Origin of the sequence: Enterobacter cloacae complex sp. ECL411 (assembly GCF_021869665.1) — a bacterium.
GTDB classification, from domain to species: domain Bacteria; phylum Pseudomonadota; class Gammaproteobacteria; order Enterobacterales; family Enterobacteriaceae; genus Enterobacter; species Enterobacter intestinihominis.
This window is the reverse complement of sequence record NZ_CP091486.1, coordinates 2,129,232-2,148,390: the sequence shown is the minus strand read 5'-3', so window position 1 is coordinate 2,148,390 and position 19,159 is coordinate 2,129,232. Positions and strand designations below refer to the sequence as shown.

Genomic DNA, 19,159 nt, shown 5'->3' with positions numbered 1-19,159 from the left:
CTTATTTCCCCGTAAAGTTCGGCGCGCGTTTTGCCAGGAACGCGCTGACGCCTTCCCGGTAGTCGTCGCTGCGTCCGGCCAGACGTTGATAGTCGCGCTCCAGATCAAGCTGGGCGTCGAGGGTGTTGGTTTCGGCGGCGTTGATTGCCTGCTTGATCAAGCCCAGGCCATAGGTCGGCTGCGAGGCAAAATGCAGCGCCATCCGCTGTGCGGTGGCGGAGAGCTGCTCGTCGTCCACCACCTGCCAGATCATTCCCCAGGCCTGTGCCTGCTCGGCGCTGAGCTTGTCGCCCAGCAATGCCAGCCCCATGGCGCGGGCGCGTCCGGTCACGCGCGGCAGCAGCCAGGTTCCGCCGCAGTCCGGTACCAGCCCGAGCTTGCTGAAGGCCATCACAAAGCTGGCTGAACGGGCCGCAATCACCATGTCACAGCCGAGGGCCAGCGTGGCACCTGCCCCCGCCGCCACGCCGTTAACCGCGCAAATCACCGGCTTCGGCAGTTTTGCCAGGCGGCGCACCAGCGGGTTGTAAAAAGTCTCAACGGACATGCCCAGATCCGGCGCGGGGCCGGTCGGGTCCACGTTACGGTCGTTGAGATCCTGCCCGGCGCAGAAACCGCGTCCTGCCCCGGTGATCAGCAGGCAGCGGATGGCGTCATCGCGCTCGGCCTGCTTCAGGCATTCGGAAAGCTGCTGGTGCATGACGTCGTTAAAGCTGTTCAGGCGCTCCGGGCGGTTCAGCGTAATGGTCATTACGCCCTGCTCAACATGGCTCAGAATAAATTCCACAATTAGCGTCCTTTAAAGTCTGGGGTGCGTTTTTGTAAAAAGGCGTTGATACCTTCCCGGCGATCGTCGGTGGCCGCGAGCAGCGCAAACAGCTGACGCTCCTGCGCCAGCCCGGCCTGAAGCGGCACTTCCTGCGACTGGCGAAGCGCCTGCTTCGCCGCCTGTAACGCCAGCGGCGAGTGGCGCGCCATCAGCCCCGCCTGCTTCAGGGCATACTCCAGCGTCAGCGAGGCCGGGTAAACGTCACTGACCAGCCCGGCGCTGTGCGCCTGAACCGCCGTGATGCTTTCGCCCGTCAGCACCATTTTGCTGGCCAGCGATTTGCCCACGCTACGGATTAGCCGCTGTGTGCCGCCTGCGCCCGGCATGATCCCGAGGGTGATTTCCGGCAGGCCAAAGCGGGCGTTATCACCGGCAATCACCACGTCGCAGAGCAGCGCCAGCTCACAGCCTGCCCCCAGCGCGTAGCCGTTCACGGCGGCAATCAGCGGTTTGGTGAAGGCGTTTATCCGCGCCCACAGCTGCGGGCGGATATCGTTCAGTGTGGCGGGCAGGTCTTTCTCCGCCATTTCGTTGAGATCGGCCCCGGCGGCAAAGCAGCGTTCGTTGCCGTAAATCACACAGACGGCGATCTCCGCATCCACGGCGGCGGCTTCAAGCTGCTCCGTGATTTGCGTGAGCAGCGCATTGTTGAGCGCGTTGCGCGCCGCCGGACGGTGAAGCGTCAGCTGCAACACGCGGCCATGACGGGTGACAATCAGTTCGCTCATGCCATCCCCTTCGCATCAAAATCGACGATAACGTCAGCGGTTAACGGCAGCGCCTGACAGCTCAGCACATAGCCTGCGGCCAGCTCGTCCGGCTCCAGACTGTAGTTGGTCGCCATGTCCACCTTCCCGCGAAGCACTTTGCATTTGCAGGTGGCGCACACGCCGCCCTTGCAGGCGTAAGGCAGATCCGCCCCCTGACGCAGGGCCGCGTCAAGAATGCTCTCGTCGTCCGCCGTCAGGGTGATCTCCCTGTCGCGCCCGTCCTGACGGACGGTGACCTTCTGCCCGTCGGCTTGCACGCTGACTGTCCGTTTAACGGGGGTTCCCGGCGTGTTAAAGCGTTCAAGATGGATCGCTTTTTCCGGCATACCCAGCGCTTTCAGCGCCGCCTCAGCCTCGTCCATCATCGCCGACGGGCCGCAGATGAAGGCTTCATCGTACTGGCGGAAATTCACCAGCGTTTTTGCCAGCGCCTGGAGCTTTTCCCCGTCAATACGGCCATGGAGCAGATCGCTGTCGAGCGTCTCCTGGCTGAAGATGGAGATCAGCTGCAAACGCTGCGGGTATTTATCTTTCAGGTCCGCCAGCGCCCGGCGGAACATCATGCTCTGGCTGCTGCGGTTGCCGTAAATCAGGGTGAAGTGGCTGTGGGCTTCAGTGGCCAGCGTAGCGGACATAATCGCCAGCATCGGGGTGATCCCGGACCCGGCGGCAATCGCCAGATAGTGGCCTTCGCGTTCGGCCTGCGGCTGGTAGCCAAAATGCCCCTGGGGAACCATCACCTCCAGCGCCATGCCAGGTTTGATCTCGTCCCGGGCATAGCGGGAAAAACGTCCGCCCTCGATGGCTTTGACCGCCACGCTGATCTCACCGCACGCGGTGCTCCGGCAGATGGAGTAGCAGCGGCGCAGTTCATCCCCGCCAGGACTGGCTTTCAGGGTCAAATGCTGACCGGGACGGAAGCGGTACGCCTCCTGTAACGCCTGCGGCACCGCGAAGGTAATGGTCACCGCGTCGCGGGTTTCGGGTTCCACTTTTGCCACTGTTAATGAATGAAACGTTGTCATGGCAGCCTCAAATACATTTGAAATAGTCGAAGGGCTCACGGCAGGTATTGCAGCGGTAGAGCGCTTTGCAGGCCGTGGAACCAAATTCACTGATGAGCGAGGTATCGGTGCTCGCACAGCGCGGGCAGCTCACCTCCGCAGGAACGTGGGCGTGGCAGCTATGGCCGACAGGCGGGCTGATGCCATATTCCCGCAGGCGCCTGCGGGCATCGTCGGTCATCCAGTCGGTGGTCCAGGCGGGCTCCAGTTGCAGCAGAATATGTACCGGGGAAAAGCCGTTCCCGGTCAGAGTTTCGCGGATCGCCCCCAGCAGATGCTCCGTTGCCGGACAGCCCGAATAGGTTGGCGTGAAGCCTATAACCCAGCCTTCCCCCTGCGCCTTCACGCTGCGCACCATGCCTAAGTCGGTGATGGTCAGCACCGGCACTTCCGGGTCGGGGATCTGGCTTAACAGCGCCCAAATCTGCGGGATTTGGGCAGGCGCAATGTCGACGAGGCGTTGCATAGCGTTCTCCTTTACCACTGCTGGTCGGGGTAAACGCGCTGGAGATACTGCATCTCAGCCAGCATCGGTCCGAGGTGTTCAGTATGTAGCCCCTTCTTGCCGCCCGTGCGATACGCCACTTCCTCGGGCACGCGGAGGGTAGCTTCCGCCAGCCCGGCAAACACTTCGCGCTCCCACGGTTCCCGCAGGGCGCGCGGATCAACCGCCACGTCGGTGTCAATCAGCGCCAGCTCGACGTCGTCGGCGTCGAACAATTCAGCCGTAAAGCGCCACAGGCTATCCACCGCCTGCTGCATTTTCTGTGAGGAGGTTTCTGTCCCGTCCCCCAGCCGCACCAGCCAGCCGCGGCTAAAACGCAGGTGATAGCGCGCCTCTTTAATGGCTTTTGCCGCGATGGCGGCAAGCTGACTGTCGCTGCAGTGGATCAACCGTTCGTACAGCGCTACGTTCCACGCATCCATCAGATACTGACGGGCAATGGTGTCGGCGAAGCTGCCGTTTGGCTGTTCCACCAGCAGCAGATTGCGGAACTGACGCTCATCGCGGCCATAGGCCAGGGTGTCTTCATCACCCTTACCCTCCCGTTCAGCGGCGTAGGTCAGGAAATTGCGCGCCTGCCCGAGCAGATCAAGGCCGATATTGGCGAGCGCCAGGTCAATTTCCAGCTCCGGCGCATGGCCGCACCAGGCGCCCAGACGCTGTGAGAGCACCAGACCGTTGTCGCCCAGACGCAGGGCATAAGCAGATACGTTGTTCATCCCCAACCTCACATATGCTCAATGCCATCAGGGATGGTGTAAAACGTCGGATGGCGGTAGACCTTGCTTTCCGCCGGATCGAAAAACTCCCCGCTCTCTTCCGGCTGGGAGGCGACGATTTCACTCGCCTTCACCACCCAGATGGAACAGCCTTCGCTGCGGCGGGTATAGGCATCGCGCGCGTTTTCCAGCGCCATGCGGTCGTCGGCAGCGTGAAGGCTGCCCACATGGCGGTGCGACAGCCCCTGCTTCGAACGGACAAAAACTTCGTATAACGGCCAGTAAACATTGCTCATGGTTGATTCCTCTTATGCGGCCTGGCGGGCGCGTTGTTTTTCCGCGTGGGCCAGAGCGGCTTCACGCACCCATGCGCCGTCGTCCCAGGCTTTACGTTTTGCGGCCAGACGTTCGTGGTTGCAGATCCCGCGCCCGTTGATCACCTCGTCAAATTCGTGCCAGTCGATTTCGCCGAAGCGGTAGTGGCCGCTCTCTTCATCGAAACGCAGGTGGGGATCCGGCACGGTCATGCCGAGCATCTCCACCTGAGGCACCGTGTTGTCCACGAAGCGCTGGCGAAGCTCATCGTTGCCAAAGCGTTTGATCTTCCAGGCGAGACTGCGGGCGCTGTTTGGGGAGTTGTCGTCGTTGGGTCCGAACATCATCAGTGCGGGCCACCAGAAACGGTTGATGGCGTCCTGCAACATCTGCCGCTGGGCTTCGCTGCCCTGCGCCAGCGCCATGCAGGCCTCAAAACCCTGACGCTGGTGGAAGCTCTCTTCTTTACAGATTTTCACCATCGCCCGGGCGTACGGGCCGTAAGACGTACGGCACAGCGCCACCTGGTTCACAATGGCCGCCCCGTCCACCAGCCAGCCAATGACGCCGATATCGGCCCAGCTCAGGGTCGGATAGTTGAAGATGGAGGAGTATTTCATCTTGCCGTCGAGCATCTTTTGATAGATGTCCTCCCGGGCGCAGCCCAGCGTTTCCGCCGCGCTGTAGAGGTACAGGCCGTGTCCGGCTTCGTCCTGCACCTTCGCCAGCAGAATGGCTTTCCGGCGCAGCGTCGGCGCGCGGGTGATCCAGTTTCCTTCCGGCAGCATGCCGACAATCTCAGAGTGGGCGTGCTGTCCAATCTGGCGGATCAGCGTCTTGCGATAGGCATCCGGCATCCAGTCCTGCGGCTCGATGGCCGTCTCCTGTGCGATGCGTTGCTCAAAGCGTTGTTCTTGCGTCACATAACCACCTTTGTGATTCGTTAAATCACCAAAAACAGCATAATGGTGAATCATTTGGTTTCTTAAAAGTTACACAAAGGTTAAATGTAACCCCAAGAAGCGTTTGTTTATTTTGTGACGACGCTCGCAAGCCTTTTCATGAAAGGCCGATGATACAAGGCTTTCGGGGGGTCAGGCTAAGCAATAGAGATCACAACGTTAACAATTCATTAAAACTCAGCTTGCTTTTTATGATTCGCGATCAAACTATTTATAGTGAAATCACGAAACACCTGGAGAGAAGAAATGCAGCAGTTAGCCAGCTTCTTGTCCGGCACCTGGCAATCAGGCCGGGGCCGCGAGCGCACCATCACCCACGCCATCAGCGGGGAAACGCTATTTGAAGTCACCAGCGAAGGGCTGGATATGGCGGCCGCGCGCCGTTACGCCATTGAACACGGCGGAGAAGCGCTCCGCGCAATGAGCTTTATCGAGCGCGCCGCCATGCTGAAGGCGGTGGCCAAACATCTGCTGAGCCAGAAGGATCGGTTTTATGCCCTGTCAGCCCAGACCGGCGCGACGAAGGCCGACAGCTGGGTGGATATTGAAGGCGGTATCGGCACCCTCTTCACCTACGCAAGCCTCGGCAGCCGTGAGCTGCCGGACGATACCCTGTGGCCGGAGGATGAGCTGATCCCGCTGTCGAAGGAAGGCGGCTTTGCGGCACGTCACGTGTTAACGTCGAAATCCGGCGTGGCGGTGCATATCAACGCGTTCAACTTCCCGTGCTGGGGGATGCTGGAAAAGCTCGCGCCCACCTGGCTTGCCGGGATGCCCGCCATCATCAAGCCCGCCACCGCCACCGCGCAGGTGACTCAGGCGATGGTGAAAGCGATCGTCGAGAGCGGACTGGTGCCGGACGGCGCCATCAGCCTGATCTGTGGTGGCGCGGGCGATCTGCTGAACCAGCTCGACAGCCAGGACGTGGTGACGTTTACCGGGTCGGCCAGCACCGGGCAGAGCCTGCGCGTACATCCGAATATCGTCGCGCATTCCATTCCGTTTACCATGGAAGCAGATTCCCTTAACTGCTGCGTGCTGGGTGAGGACGTGACGCCGGAGCAGCCGGAGTTTGCGCTGTTTATTCGCGAAGTGGTGCGCGAGATGACCGCCAAAGCCGGGCAAAAATGTACCGCCATCCGCCGCATCATCGTGCCGGAAGCACAGGTTGAAGCCGTCAGCCAGGCGCTGATTGCGCGGCTGGAGAACGTGGTCGTCGGCGATCCGGCCCAGGAAGGGGTGAAGATGGGGGCTCTCGTCAACAGTGAGCAACGTGCTGACGTGCAGGAAAAAGTCGAACATCTGCTTGCCTCGGGCTGCCAGATCCGTCTGGGTGGTAAAGCCGATATGCAGGCGGCTGGCGCATTCTTCCCGCCCACCCTGCTGTTCTGCCCGCAGCCGGACGAAACTCCGGCCGTTCACGCCACCGAAGCCTTTGGCCCCGTCGCCACCCTGATGCCGTACCGCAACAGTGAACACGCCATGCAGCTGGCGCGGGCGGGCGGCGGCAGCCTGGCGGGAACGCTGGTCACGGCAGATTCAAACGTGGCGCGGCAATTTATTGCCGGTGCCGCGCGCGCCCACGGACGCATTCAGATCCTCAACCAGGAATCCTCGAAAGAATCCACCGGCCACGGTTCACCGCTGCCGCAGCTGGTGCACGGCGGCCCGGGACGTGCGGGCGGCAGCGAGGAGCTGGGCGGCCTGCGTGCGGTGAAGCACTATCTCCAGCGCACGGCCATTCAGGGCAGCCCGTCCATGCTCGCCGCCATCGGCAAACAGTGGGTCCGTGGCGCGGAGGTGCTGGAAGATCGCGTTCATCCGTTCCGTAAATACTTCGAGGAGTTACAGCCGGGCGACAGCCTGCTGACCCCGCGTCGTACCCTGACGGAAGCGGATATCGTGAATTTTGCCTGCCTGAGCGGGGATCATTTCTATGCCCATATGGACAAAATTGGCGCGGCGGAGTCGATTTTTGGCGAGCGCGTGGTACACGGTTATTTCCTGATTTCCGCCGCGGCGGGGCTGTTTGTCGATGCCGGGGTTGGGCCGGTTATTGCCAACTACGGCATGGAAAACCTGCGCTTTATCGAGCCGGTCAAGCCGGGCGATACCATTCAGGTGCGCCTGACCTGTAAACGTAAAACGCTGAAGAAACAGCGCACTGCCGAGGAAAAACCGACGGGCGTGGTGGAATGGGCGGTGGAGATCTTCAACCAGCATCAGCAGGCCGTGGCGCTTTACTCCATTCTGACGCTGGTGGCGCGCCAGCAGGGTGACTTCTGACGCACCTCTTTCATGCCGGGTGTCGCTCCGCTTACCCGGCCTACAACTACCTGACCGGGGTGTGATATCCCCCGGTCTTTTTTTAACCTGGCAAGACTGACAAACAACCTGGCAGATGCAGGCAAACGCTTTTCGTGCGCGCCTGTCAGGATAAGGCTGACACAACACAATAAACACAACAAGATGAGGTCTGCGATGGGAAGCAATTCTTCTTTTTCTGCCCGTAGAACGGCACTGGCCATGGCCGTTGCGCTCTGTTGCGCCTGGCAATCCCCTGTTTACGCTCACGGCAGCGAGGCGCATATGGTCCCGATGGACAAAACGCTTCAGGCGTTTGGCGCGGACGTGCAGTGGGATGATTACGCCCAGATGTTCACCATCGCTAAAGACGGTGCCTTTGTGAAGGTCAAACCCGGCGCCAACACCGCCATCGTTAACGGCAAACCGCTGACGCTCCAGGTGCCCGTGGTGATGAAGAACAATAAGGCCTATATCCCGGAGACTTTTATCAACGATGTCTTTCAGTCCGGTCTTGATCAGACATTCCAGGTTGAAAAACGCCCCCATCCGTTAAACGCGCTGACGGCTGATGAAATCAACCAGGCCGTAGCCATTGTGAAAGCCTCTACGGATTTTAAACCCAATACCCGCTTTACCCAGATTGCGCTGGCGGAGCCAGAAAAAGCCAAAGTCTGGGACTTCGTGCTTAACGGCACGGCGGTGGATGCGCCCCGCCAGGCCAATATCATTATGCTTGACGGCAAACGCATCATCGAAAGCCGGGTGGATCTGAAGGACAAAAAGATCCTCCGCTGGGAGCCGATCAAAGACGCGCACGGCATGGTGCTGCTGGATGACTTCAATACCGTGCAGCAGATCATCAATGAAAGCCCGGAGTTTGCCGCCGTGCTGAAAAAGCGCGGCATTACCGATCCGAAGAAAGTGATCACCACCCCGCTTACCGTCGGCTTTTTTGACGGCAAGGATGGGCTGAAACAGGAAGACCGCCTGCTGAAAGTGATCAGCTATCTCGACGTGGGCGACGGTAACTACTGGGCGCACCCGATCGAAAACCTGGTTGCGGTGGTGGATCTCGAGCAGAAGAAAATCCAGAACATTGAGGAAGGCCCGGTCGTGCCGGTGCCGCTCACCCCGCGTCCTTATGATGGCCGTGACCGCGTTGAAACGGTGAAAAAACCGCTGGAGATTATCGAGCCGGAAGGCAAGAACTACACCATTACCGGGGATATGGTGCACTGGCAGAACTGGGATTTTCATCTGAGCCTGGACTCGCGCGTCGGCCCGATGATCTCCACCGTGACCTATAACGACAACGGCAAAAAGCGACAGGTGATGTATCAGGGATCGCTCGGGGGCATGATTGTGCCGTACGGCGACCCGGATATCGGCTGGTACTTTAAGGCCTACCTGGACTCCGGTGATTACGGCATGGGTACCCTGACCTCCCCGCTGGTGCGCGGCAAGGATGTTCCGTCTAACGCCGTGATGCTCAACGAAACCATCCCGGACTATACCGGTGCGCCAATGGAGATCCCCCGGGCGATCGCCATTTTCGAGCGTTACGCCGGGCCGGAGTATAAGCATCAGGAGTTAGGTAAACCCAACGTCAGCACCGAGCGCCGCGAGCTGGTGGTGCGCTGGGTCAGCACCGTGGGTAACTACGATTATATCTTCGACTGGGTATTCCACGAAAACGGCACCATCGGCATTGATGCAGGGGCCACGGGCATTGAAGCGGTGAAAGGCGTGCAGACGAAAACCATGCATGATGCCACCGCGAAGGATGACACCCGATACGGTACGCTGATCGACCATAATATTGTCGGCACCACCCACCAGCACATCTACAACTTCCGTCTGGATATGGACGTGGACGGCATCAACAACAAGCTGGTGGCCATGGATCCGGACGTCAAACCGAACACCGCTGGCGGACCGCGCACCAGCACCATGCAGGTTAATCAGTATGATATTGATACCGAACAGCAGGCGGCGCAGAAGTTTGATCCGGGCACCATCCGTCTGTTGAGCAACACCAGCAAAGAGAACCGCATGGGCAACCCGGTCTCGTATCAGATCATCCCTTACGCGGGGGGCACACACCCGGTGGCGACGGGCGCGAAGTTTGCCCCGGACGAGTGGATTTATCACCGCCTGAGCTTTATGGATAAACAGCTGTGGGTGACGCGTTACCATCCCGACGAGATGTACCCGGAGGGAAAATACCCGAACCGTTCCACGCATGATACGGGCCTCGGCCAGTACAGCAAAGATAACGAGTCGCTGAACGACCAGGATAACGTCATCTGGATGACCACCGGCACCACCCATGTCGCCCGCGCCGAGGAGTGGCCGATAATGCCGACGGAATGGGTGCACACGTTACTCAAGCCGTGGAACTTCTTTGACGAGACGCCAACGCTCGGTAAGAAAAAAGAGCAGAAATAACACGTTGACCGGGCACGATGCCCGGTTTTTCATTCGCTTTCTTGCTGAATACCACTCCCCGATTATAGTTAATGTTACTTCGCTTAATGCTTTTGCAACATCTGAAACATTTTGTAGATATCGAAGTGTCCATGAACAACGCTATACATAACCGAGAGGTTTTAGGATGAAAGTCAATGAGATAGCAAGAAGCCTTGCGCTGGCCGGTTTTTTCATTTCCGCCAGTTCAGCCTGGGCCGCAGAAGCCCCTAAGGATGCAACCGCAGCAACTCAGCAGGCCAACAACGCACTCTTCAACCAGCTTCCTTTCTCTGATAACACCGATTTTACCAATGCCCACAAAGGGTTTATCGCCCCGCTACCTCAGGAAATTATCAAAGGGGAGCAAGGCAACACCGTCTGGGATCCACAGCAGTACGCCTTTATCAAGGAAGGCGATAAAGCGCCCGATTCGGTTAACCCGAGCTTATGGCGTCAGTCCCAGCTGATTAACATCAGCGGCCTGTTTGAAGTCACCGAGGGCGTGTACCAGATCCGTAACCTCGACCTGTCAAACATGACCATTATCGAAGGTAAAGAAGGTATTACCGTGGTCGATCCGCTGGTGTCGGCGGAGACGGCCAAAGTCGGGATGGATCTTTACTATAAAAATCGCGGCAAGAAACCTGTCGTCGCTGTTATTTACACCCACAGCCACGTTGACCACTATGGCGGCGTGCGCGGCGTGGTGGACGAAGCCGACGTGAAGTCCGGCAAGGTTAAAGTCTACGCGCCAGCCGGATTTATGGAGGCCGCCGTCGCGGAAAATATCATGGCGGGCAACGTCATGAGCCGCCGCGCCAGCTATATGTACGGCAACCTGCTGAAGCCGGATGCGAAAGGCCAGGTGGGTGCGGGTCTCGGCACCACCACCTCCGCCGGGACGGTGACCCTGATCGCCCCGACCAATATCATCGAGAAAGATGGTCAGAAAGAGGTGATCGACGGCCTGACCTATGATTTTATGCTCGCACCGGGATCGGAAGCGCCTTCCGAGATGCTCTGATATATCGAAGAGAAAAAGCTGATCGAATCTGCGGAAGATGTTACCCATACCCTGCACAACACCTACTCCCTGCGCGGTGCGAAAATTCGTGAACCGCTGCCATGGTCGAAATACATCAACCAGGCAATTGTACGCTGGGGTGATAAGGCCGAAGTTATCATGGCGCAGCACCACTGGCCGACCTGGGGCAACGAGAATGTGGTTAACCTGCTGAAAAGCCAGCGCGACCTCTACCGCTACATCAACGACCAGACCCTGCGCATGGCGAATGAAGGGCTGACGCGTGACGAGATCGCCGCCAACTTCAAGCTGCCGAACTCCCTGGCCAATACCTGGGCCAACCGAGGCTATTACGGTTCAGTCAGCCATGACGTCAAAGCCACCTACGTGCTCTATTTAGGCTGGTTTGACGGCAACCCCGCGACCCTGGATGAACTGCCGCCTGAAGAAGCCGCGAAGAAATTTGTGGAGTATATGGGAGGCGCGGATGCCATCCTGAGTAAAGCTAAAACCGATTTTGACCAGGGCAACTATCGCTGGGTGGCTCAGGTGGTCAGCAAAGTGGTGTTCGCCGATCCAAACAACCAGGCCGCACGTAACCTTGAAGCGGATGCCCTGGAGCAGTTGGGTTATCAGGCTGAATCCGGCCCATGGCGTAACTTCTACCTGACCGGCGCGCAGGAGTTGCGTAACGGCGTGGTGAAAGGTCCGACCCCGAATACCGCCAGCCCGGATACCGTGCGCGCAATGACGCCAGAAATGTTCTTTGACTATCTGGCGGTGCATATCAACGGTGAAAAAGCAGCGGATGCAAAATCGGTGTTTAACATCGACCTCGGCAGCGACGGCGGCAAATACAAGCTGGAGCTGGAAAATGGCGTGCTGAACCACACGGCGAACGCCGAAGCGAAGGATGCTGACGCGACCGTGACCCTCAACCGCGATACGCTGAATAAAATCATCCTGAAAGAAGTGACGCTTAAACAGGCTCAGGATAATGGCGATATCAAAGTGACGGGCGATGCCGCAAAACTCGATGCCATGCTCGGTTACATGGATAAATTTGAATTCTGGTTTAACATTGTGACCCCGTAAAGGCATGCACTCGCGGGCGGTCTTTCCGCCCGCCACAGGGACATTCTCTCTCATGGAAAAAAGACACAACGCCACTCCGGAGCCCGCGACCTGGCCGACCCGTAACGCCATGGTTGTCCACGGGCTGGCCATGAACCTGCCGTGGCTCGCCTTCGTCAACGCGAGCTTTGCGCTAATGATCCTGCTGCGCAATTCCCTGTTCGGCCAAATTGATACCCTCTTACACGTCAGCCCACCTCTCACACAGATGATTGACGCTTCCATGCTGGGGGTAGTCATCCTTTCCGTGGCGCTGGTAATAATGGCCTGGCGCCACATCCGCGGCGTCAGCGCCGTGCTGTTAATGTGTAGCCTGCTATGGTCGATAAGTTGTTACTGGTTTATCAACGTGATACAGCTTCCTCATCCCTGGCCGATATTCGTTACCCTGCTGATGGCCGGTATGACCGCGCTATATTTTCATCCGGTGGGGCTGGTGTGCTTTATCGCGCCGCTGTGGATCACCATGCCCGTTGCCAGCATGCTGCTGAATAAGGAGATGAACCTTCGCTTTGCCGGGCTGTGGGTGGTGTTCACGTTCATTCTCGTTTGCGGACGCTACATCCTCTTGAGCTGGTTTGAAGAGGCCTGGCGTCGCAACCAGCAGAATCAGCGTTTAATTTCGCGGCTGGATGCGCTGGCCCATCAGGATCCGCTGACGAAAACGGCCAACCGCCGGGCGATGGAGCTGGTGCTGGAAAACGCGGTGGAGCAAGGCAAACGCTTCACGGTACTGATGCAGGATGTCGACTACTTCAAACTGTATAACGACACCTATGGTCACCAGGCAGGAGACGCGTGTCTCGCGCGGGTCGCGGAGGTGCTGAACTCCTCGGTGCGCACGCCAGAGGATGTGGTTTCGCGCTACGGTGGTGAGGAGTTCGTCGTGATCCTCTTTGACTGTGAAGAAAGCGTTGCTGAGAAAGTCGCCGCGCGGATCCAGGCTGGCCTGCGCACCGCAGCCATTGCGCACAGCGCGTCGAAGGTGAGTGAATGTGTGACGGTGAGTATGGGCGTTGCCGGCTATACCCCAGGACTGGCCGGCCCGGAAATCATCGCCCGCGCCGATGCGGCGTTGTATCGGGCGAAGGAGTCCGGGCGGGATAGGTGGTCGCGTTAAATAATGCCGGGTGCTGGCTTCGCCTTACCCGGCGTTTTATTAATACCGCACACACACCGACTTGGTTTCACACCAGCCATCCAGCCAGTCGGGGCCGAAATCGCGCCCGGTGCCAGACTGCTTCATGCCGCCGAACGGCAGGTTGGCATCTATCAGCGTGTGGCTGTTCACCCACACGGTTCCGGCCTGTAGTCTGTCGGTGTACTCCAGCGCTTTACTGATGTTCTGCGTCCAGACGCTGGCCGTTAAGCCGTATTCAGTGTCGTTCGCCAGCTGAAGCGCCTCTTCCCCGTCAGCTACACGGACCAGATTCACCACCGGCCCGAAGACCTCTTCACGCGTCAGTCGCAGATGATTATCCGGGTTGACCACCAGCGTTGGCGAAACGTAATAGCCTTTGCCGTCTGGCCCCCGGTTCCCGGCGATCAGCTCCGCATTGTGCGCCTTCGCCTCATCCAGAAACGCCTGGACCTTATCGCAGTGGGCGCGCGACACCAGCGGGTTGATAAACGCGTCCGGCGACATGCCCGGCCCGACGCTCAGGGATTTCACGGCCTGTTCAAAGCCGCTGACCAGCGTGTCGAACAGCGGAGCTTCAATATATATACGTGAACTGGCCGCGCAGACCTGCCCCTGATTCAGGAAGCTGCCGGTCATCAGCCCTTCAATCACCCACGCCGGATCGGCATCTTTCAGCACGATGGCCGGGTTTTTGCCGCCCAGTTCCAGCGTCACGCCCGTTAGCGTATCCGCCGCCGCGCGGGCAATCTGCTTGCCCGTCGCCGTCGATCCGGTAAAGCTCACTTTGGCAATGCGCGGGTGCGAGGTCAGTGCCGCGCCACAGACGGCGCCACTGCCGGTCACCACGTTGAAAACGCCATCCGGGATCCCCGCCTCGCTCGCCAGTTCCGCCACCCGTAACAGGGTGAGCGGCGTGGTTTCCGAGGGTTTGATCACGATGGAGCAACCTGCCGCCAGCGCGGGCATCACTTTCCACATGCCAATCATCAGCGGGAAGTTCCATGGCACAATCCCCGCCACGACCCCAACCGGCTCTTTACGCGTCCACGCCTGATAACGCGCGCCCTGCGGCAGTGGAATCGAGAGATCGAGGGTTTTACCGGCAATTTTGGTGGTCAGCCCTGCCGTGTAGCGCATCCAGTTCAGGGTGCAGCCCACCTCGAAGGCGCGGGAAATGTTAATCGATTTCCCCTGCTCCAGGGTTTCGAGCTGTGCCAGTTCTTCGCCATGCTGTTCCACCAGATCCGCAAACCGCAGCAGGATGCGTTCCCGCTCGGCCGGAAGCCGCCCGGCCCAGCTTCGGGCGACAAAGGCGCGCCAGCCAGACATCACCGCACGATCGACATCATCAACGCTGGCATCGGCGGTGGAGGCAATGACCTCTCCGGTCGCCGGGTTGTAGACGTTCAGACGCTTTTCGCTATCGGATGCCGCCTGACGCCCTTCGATCCACAGGCCGTGCTGGCGATCTAAAAACTGCTGCACGCCAGGCAGGACGGCGACGTGTGATTCGGACATAGGATACTCCTTCGTTATGCTTCGCAGGGTGTGTATGCAGTCTAAGAGGGGATTCGCATTCCTGCTTTTGTCTGTGTGACATTCGCTTTGCCAGCTGTGACAGGCTCCGCAAATCGTGATAATTCCCGCTTATATCGCTGTAACCGTTGAGTGTTCTTTCCTATAGTCAGCCTCGTAGCCCTGACAAAATGCAACATAAATGCAACAATGCGAAAACAGTGACGGTGCAGCGAGAACATCAATGGCATGTGCAAGCGAACAGGACAATTTTCAGCAGTGGCTGGCGCAAATTAACCAGGTTTGTGGGCGCTTTGCGGCACGTCCGTTAGAGGGGGCGTTTCTCGGCGAACTGGAAACCAGCTACACCCAAAGTCTGAAGCTGAGCACGGTGACCGCCGCAGGCGTTAACCTGTTTCGCACCCGTCAGGAGATCAAAAACGGCAACGACGCCTGGTTCTACACCGTGTTTCAGCTGGAAGGCAGCGCCGGAATCGAACAGGACGACCAGCGCGCGCTGCTGAAAGCCGGGGATATCACGCTGATTGACGCCTCCCGCCCGTGCTCCATTTACTGGCAGGAGCGTTCCCGCCAGATTTCGCTGTTGCTCCCGCGACAAATCATTGAGCAACACGCGCGTTTTCAGGAAGTGAGGTGCGCGTTGCCCCTCTCCCGCAGTCTGCCTACCGTACAGCTGAGCTACCGACTGTTACAGGAGAGCATGGGCAATGCCGATCTCAGCGCCAGTGAAAGCGAAGCGGCGCTGGAGGCGATGGTGTGTCTGCTGCGTCCGGCCTTCCAGCAGCATGACGAGGTGCTGCCGCGCAAGGAGCGTCAGTTCCGCCACGTTCTGTCCCTGATTGACGATCATATTCAGTCGGAGGCGTTAAGACCGGAGTGGATAGCCTCAGAGAGCGGCATGTCCGTGCGTAGCTTGTACCGCATGTTTGCCGGGAAAGGGCTGGTGGTGGCGCAGTATATTAAGAACCGTCGCCTCGATTTATGCGCTCAGGCGCTGCGTTCCATCGGCGATGACGAAAAGCTGGCGGGCATTGGCTACAGCTGGGGCTTTTCCGACCATAGCCATTTTTCCACCGCCTTTAAGCAGCGTTTCGGGGTTTCGCCGGGCGAATACCGTAAGCGTTACCGCTAGTTACTTTTTCAGCCATTTGCCGTTAATCCCCTTCACGTACTCACCCGGCTGCGCGCGGGCCACCAGCTTTTGCCCCGCCATTTTCGCCACCTCGTCGACGGGCAAATTATTGCTGTCAGCAAGCTGCTGGTAACTTTCCGTGCGTGCGGCGTTGATACGGTTCACCAGCGCCAGGGTTTCAGCGTCGTGCTGAACGGGCGCAAGATAGCCGCTCAGGGTTTCCCCTACGCGCCCCTGGGTGCGCGCATCGTTGAGCGTAAGCGTGGCGGCGTGAACGTTCATCCCCAGCGCCAGTAACATCAGAGCTAATCGTTTCATGGCATCCTCAGAACAGATCGCTGCGGGATTTCAGCAGGGCTTCGACGTCTTTATCCACCTTGATATGGATTTCATGCTCGATTTTCACGTTCATGTTGATGGTGATCGGCTCTTTGGGCGCCGCCACTTCAATGCGCGGCGTGCAGCCTGACAGCAGCGCGACGACGGCCACGGTGAGTACACCAGCCCTCTTTTTCATTGTTGTTCCTCACTTTCCTTGCCTGTCGAACCGCGGAGAAGGGGTATCGCCGCATGTTGCTCAAACCATGTTTGCAGATTGTCCCCAAAGCGCAGGCTGCGCCAGAGGGTAAAAATGTTCTCTTCATGGGTGTAATTCAGGTTAACGAAGCTGCTTTTGCCCTCGACGCGGCTGGTGCCTTTAATGGCCGCCTGCATGGTTAACACACCCAGATTATCCACATTGAGTTTTGTCCACGACTGCGAAATTTCCATATAGCGGAGCCAGTTGATCGCCGCCCCGGCAACCACGTTGTCTTTCACAATGGCATCCGCCGTGTCCTGGTCGATGCGCAGCGTCATCGGCCCCGGGTTGGTCAGCCAGCCATCTTTAATGATCCATTTCTCATTGTCCAGCCAGAACGGCAGCGCGCCGCTCACCGGGCCGGACATGGCAAACTGCTTCGGATTTACCGCGCTTATTAGTTCGCTGGAGGAAATATTATCCACGCGCAGTAAAGCCGGATCGTGCTGCGGCATTCTCAACTGCTGCATGGTGATTTTCCCGCCGAGCGCTTCCACCTTCACGTTGGTGAGCAGGAGCGGGTTCGCTTCGGTCCAGGGATAATCGCCCTGGAGATCCGCGGTGATATTTCGGGCTGTGACCAGGTTTTTCACCTCGTCGATTCGTAACGTTACCGGTCCGCGCGTGCCCAGTGACCAGGTGCCCTGGCTTAAGCGGAACGGCAGAACAAAATCAACGCCGTTGATTTCGTTATCCGGCATCCACGCGCTGCCCGCTTTCAGCACCCCGTGCCCCCCGGCCTCAAACCCCTGGTCGGGGGCCGCCGAGAAAGCCACCTGCGCGTACATTTCGCCGCCGCGCAGGGTCATTTTCCAGTCTGGCGGGATCAGCGGCTGGAACACTGTAAGAGACTGTTTTGGCCACCAGGCCTGACCGCGGAGGCGTTCGCCGTCCCAGCGTCCATTCACCTGGACCGGGCCGATGTCATCCGCATGAAGGTTCCCTTTAAACTGGAACACCGTCGGGTCTGTCCCGTCAACGCTGAAGGTCAAAACGGACGGCGGCAGCACGCTTCCGCCTGAAAAGCTTGTTTGCCCGGCATTGAGCGCGAGCGCGCCGCTAAAGATGGGGTTATCCGGGTCCCGCGACCAGCGCACCGGGTGATCCAGCACCAGGCGCGGTTTGCTGACCAGCATCGTGCCGTACTGCAATTTGTCGAACCCCGTGGAAAGATCGGTCAGTTCGATAACGTTGTCGCGCCACTCCCCGGTTCCCCGGACATCCCAGCGCGCGTTCATCGGCGTGAAGTTCCCTTTACCCCAGTAGCGCCACTGCCACAAACCGTTGTCCGGTAAAAAGTCGTTAGCCTGGCCGTCCAGATGCAGCTCAAAATTGCCCATCTCGTTTTCATGCGCCCGCAGAATGGCTTGCAGGCGGCCGTCCACGCCCTTTTGCGTGAGCTTCACGCCCGCCAGCGGCCAGCGGATCTCATCGATATCCAGCGAGTCAATGATGCGTCCGCGCGAGCGCAATAGTGCGCCGGGTTCAAACGTAAGCTGCGGATCGTAAAGGCTGCCGGTCAGCTTCGCCGGGAGTCTGGCATACAGGATCAGATCGTTTTGCTTGGCTTCCCCGCTCAGGTGCAGCGGCATAGCGCTGTTTTCCATACTGAGCGAGCCGGGACCGATATTCAGCACCGCGTTGCCCTTACCCGCGTCCCCCTGGGTCAGCACGTTGAGCCGCCCCGTGAAGGTGGCTTTTTCCAGCCCCTGCTGCCAGTTATCCACCTTCAGGCCGATGCGACCGCTCATCGGCATACCGGAGGCTGACCAGTTCCAGCGCCCGTCGCTGATGGTCAACTGCTGAGCGGTGATCTGCCACGGTAAATCGAGCAGCGGATCGGGGTTGTCCCGCGCCATAACCACCAGTTGGCCCTGATTATCCTCCCAGTCCAGATCGGCATCGACCAGCGAGGATAACTGTGGCACGTTAAAGGTCGCGACCGTATGCCCTTTCACCGGTACGCCGTCCGGCACCAGCGGCAGGGTAAATTCACCGACCAGCTTCACGGGCTGCGACTGGTCCGGCAGCTGCACATCGAACTGGCTGATGGAGAGCGTCTGGCCGCGCAACTGCCCCTTAATGCTCACCTGCTCGCCTTTATAGGTGATGTCCTGGCGAGCTGGCGTGAGTGAGGCATGCAGCTCACCCTCCCACTGCTGCCAGGGAGAAAGGGTAAAACGGTGGATGGTCAGCCAGGTGTTGGGCAGGATGGCCTGCCACTGCGCCAGCGTTTTCGGCGCCACCGTAGACGGCGCCGATTGCGGTAATTTGCTCAGGCAGACAGAGTTAAGTTCAAGTGCGCCAATATCCAGATCCCAGCGGCTGGGGTGTGACAGGGTCACGTTTTCCACGCGGGCAATTTCGCACTCTTCTACCAGATAACGGAGATCGGGGATGATCAGGGCGTGGCGCGTGAGCCGTGGGCTTTTTTCAAACGCGATGCGTGTTCCAACGGGAAGCCAGATCCCGGCGAGCGTGGGCACCCACTGGGCGAGCGTCATCAGCAGCGTCAGCGGCACGATTAACAGCAGCAGTAATAGCGCGATTGCGGCTTTGTATTTACCCTTCATGGGCAGTTAATATCCTGATTTTGCGAAATAAATAAGCCGTTCTTGCCGCTCATTGTCGCATGTTTAGCCAGTCAGTTGAAGGTAATGCCATTTTTAAGA

Annotated in this window: 15 protein-coding genes and 1 pseudogene; 5 read left to right on the top strand and 11 right to left on the bottom strand. The window is 58.9% G+C overall.

The genetic code is table 11. The features are described from left to right. Position 1 precedes the first annotated feature (1 nt). The 7 genes from paaG to paaA are packed head-to-tail and all read right to left on the bottom strand — an operon-like array spanning position 2 to position 5,125. Entirely contained in the window at positions 2–790 is a 789-nt protein-coding gene (paaG, locus tag L3069_RS10345; protein WP_041907448.1) for a 2-(1,2-epoxy-1,2-dihydrophenyl)acetyl-CoA isomerase PaaG, read from the bottom strand. Next, entirely contained in the window at positions 790–1,557 is a 768-nt protein-coding gene (gene paaF / locus L3069_RS10340; RefSeq protein ID WP_038416006.1) for a 2,3-dehydroadipyl-CoA hydratase PaaF, read from the bottom strand. Before paaF ends, paaG begins: the two co-directional genes overlap by 1 nt. Then, positions 1,554–2,624: a 1,2-phenylacetyl-CoA epoxidase subunit PaaE gene (gene paaE, locus L3069_RS10335; protein WP_022648022.1), complete on the bottom strand. Its 1,071-nt coding sequence runs from the start codon at positions 2,622–2,624 to the stop codon at positions 1,554–1,556. Before paaE ends, paaF begins: the two co-directional genes overlap by 4 nt. Before the next feature lie 7 nt (positions 2,625–2,631). Then, on the bottom strand, positions 2,632–3,129 hold the full coding sequence (gene paaD, locus L3069_RS10330; RefSeq protein ID WP_032624316.1) for a 1,2-phenylacetyl-CoA epoxidase subunit PaaD: 498 nt from the start codon (positions 3,127–3,129) through the stop codon (positions 2,632–2,634). Positions 3,130–3,140: 11 nt separating this feature from the next. Further along, positions 3,141–3,887, bottom strand: a complete 747-nt coding sequence (gene paaC / locus L3069_RS10325) for a 1,2-phenylacetyl-CoA epoxidase subunit PaaC (RefSeq protein ID WP_100167763.1) — start codon at positions 3,885–3,887, stop codon at positions 3,141–3,143. Positions 3,888–3,895: 8 nt separating this feature from the next. Then, positions 3,896–4,183: a 1,2-phenylacetyl-CoA epoxidase subunit PaaB gene (gene paaB / locus L3069_RS10320; RefSeq protein WP_003857353.1), complete on the bottom strand. Its 288-nt coding sequence runs from the start codon at positions 4,181–4,183 to the stop codon at positions 3,896–3,898. 12 nt (positions 4,184–4,195) lie between these two features. Further along, a complete protein-coding gene (gene paaA / locus L3069_RS10315) occupies positions 4,196–5,125 on the bottom strand; it encodes a 1,2-phenylacetyl-CoA epoxidase subunit PaaA (RefSeq protein WP_038417033.1) in 930 nt (309 codons plus the stop codon). 285 nt (positions 5,126–5,410) lie between these two features. On the opposite strand from paaA, the gene paaZ reads away from it, so the two are divergent. The 4 genes and pseudogenes from paaZ to L3069_RS10295 all read left to right on the top strand — a co-directional run bounded on the left by paaZ (position 5,411) and on the right by L3069_RS10295 (position 13,218). After that, complete coding sequence (gene paaZ / locus L3069_RS10310; protein WP_038416005.1) at positions 5,411–7,450, top strand: phenylacetic acid degradation bifunctional protein PaaZ; 2,040 nt, start codon at positions 5,411–5,413, stop codon at positions 7,448–7,450. Positions 7,451–7,645: 195 nt separating this feature from the next. Further along, positions 7,646–9,919: a primary-amine oxidase gene (gene tynA, locus L3069_RS10305; protein ID WP_038416004.1), complete on the top strand. Its 2,274-nt coding sequence runs from the start codon at positions 7,646–7,648 to the stop codon at positions 9,917–9,919. A 166-nt stretch (positions 9,920–10,085) separates the two neighbouring features. Continuing rightward, positions 10,086–12,059: pseudogene (locus L3069_RS10300) on the top strand (alkyl/aryl-sulfatase). 52 nt (positions 12,060–12,111) lie between these two features. Next, positions 12,112–13,218, top strand: coding sequence for a GGDEF domain-containing protein (locus L3069_RS10295; protein WP_100167764.1), 1,107 nt, complete (start codon positions 12,112–12,114; stop codon positions 13,216–13,218). Positions 13,219–13,257: 39 nt separating this feature from the next. Here the strand turns inward: L3069_RS10295 and L3069_RS10290 are convergent, their stop codons facing one another. Continuing rightward, a complete protein-coding gene (locus tag L3069_RS10290) occupies positions 13,258–14,757 on the bottom strand; it encodes an aldehyde dehydrogenase family protein (protein ID WP_022648012.1) in 1,500 nt (499 codons plus the stop codon). A gap of 241 nt (positions 14,758–14,998) precedes the next feature. Between L3069_RS10290 and feaR the strand changes: the two genes are divergently transcribed. Beyond that, the gene (gene feaR / locus L3069_RS10285; protein ID WP_038416001.1) at positions 14,999–15,907 is read left to right on the top strand and encodes a transcriptional regulator FeaR; all 909 of its coding nucleotides are present in this window, start codon (positions 14,999–15,001) and stop codon (positions 15,905–15,907) included. Here feaR and L3069_RS10280 read toward each other — a convergent pair whose 3' ends face one another. The 3 genes from L3069_RS10280 to L3069_RS10270 are packed head-to-tail and all read right to left on the bottom strand — an operon-like array spanning position 15,908 to position 19,060. Further along, a complete protein-coding gene (locus L3069_RS10280; RefSeq protein ID WP_022648010.1) occupies positions 15,908–16,225 on the bottom strand; it encodes a YdbL family protein in 318 nt (105 codons plus the stop codon). Positions 16,226–16,232: 7 nt separating this feature from the next. Further along, positions 16,233–16,424, bottom strand: coding sequence for a YnbE family lipoprotein (locus L3069_RS10275; protein ID WP_003857369.1), 192 nt, complete (start codon positions 16,422–16,424; stop codon positions 16,233–16,235). After that, positions 16,421–19,060 (bottom strand): YdbH family protein, encoded by a 2,640-nt coding sequence (locus L3069_RS10270; RefSeq protein ID WP_063136013.1) that lies wholly within the window; start codon positions 19,058–19,060, stop codon positions 16,421–16,423. The genes L3069_RS10275 and L3069_RS10270 overlap by 4 nt, the downstream gene beginning before the upstream one ends. Positions 19,061–19,159 lie beyond the last annotated feature (99 nt).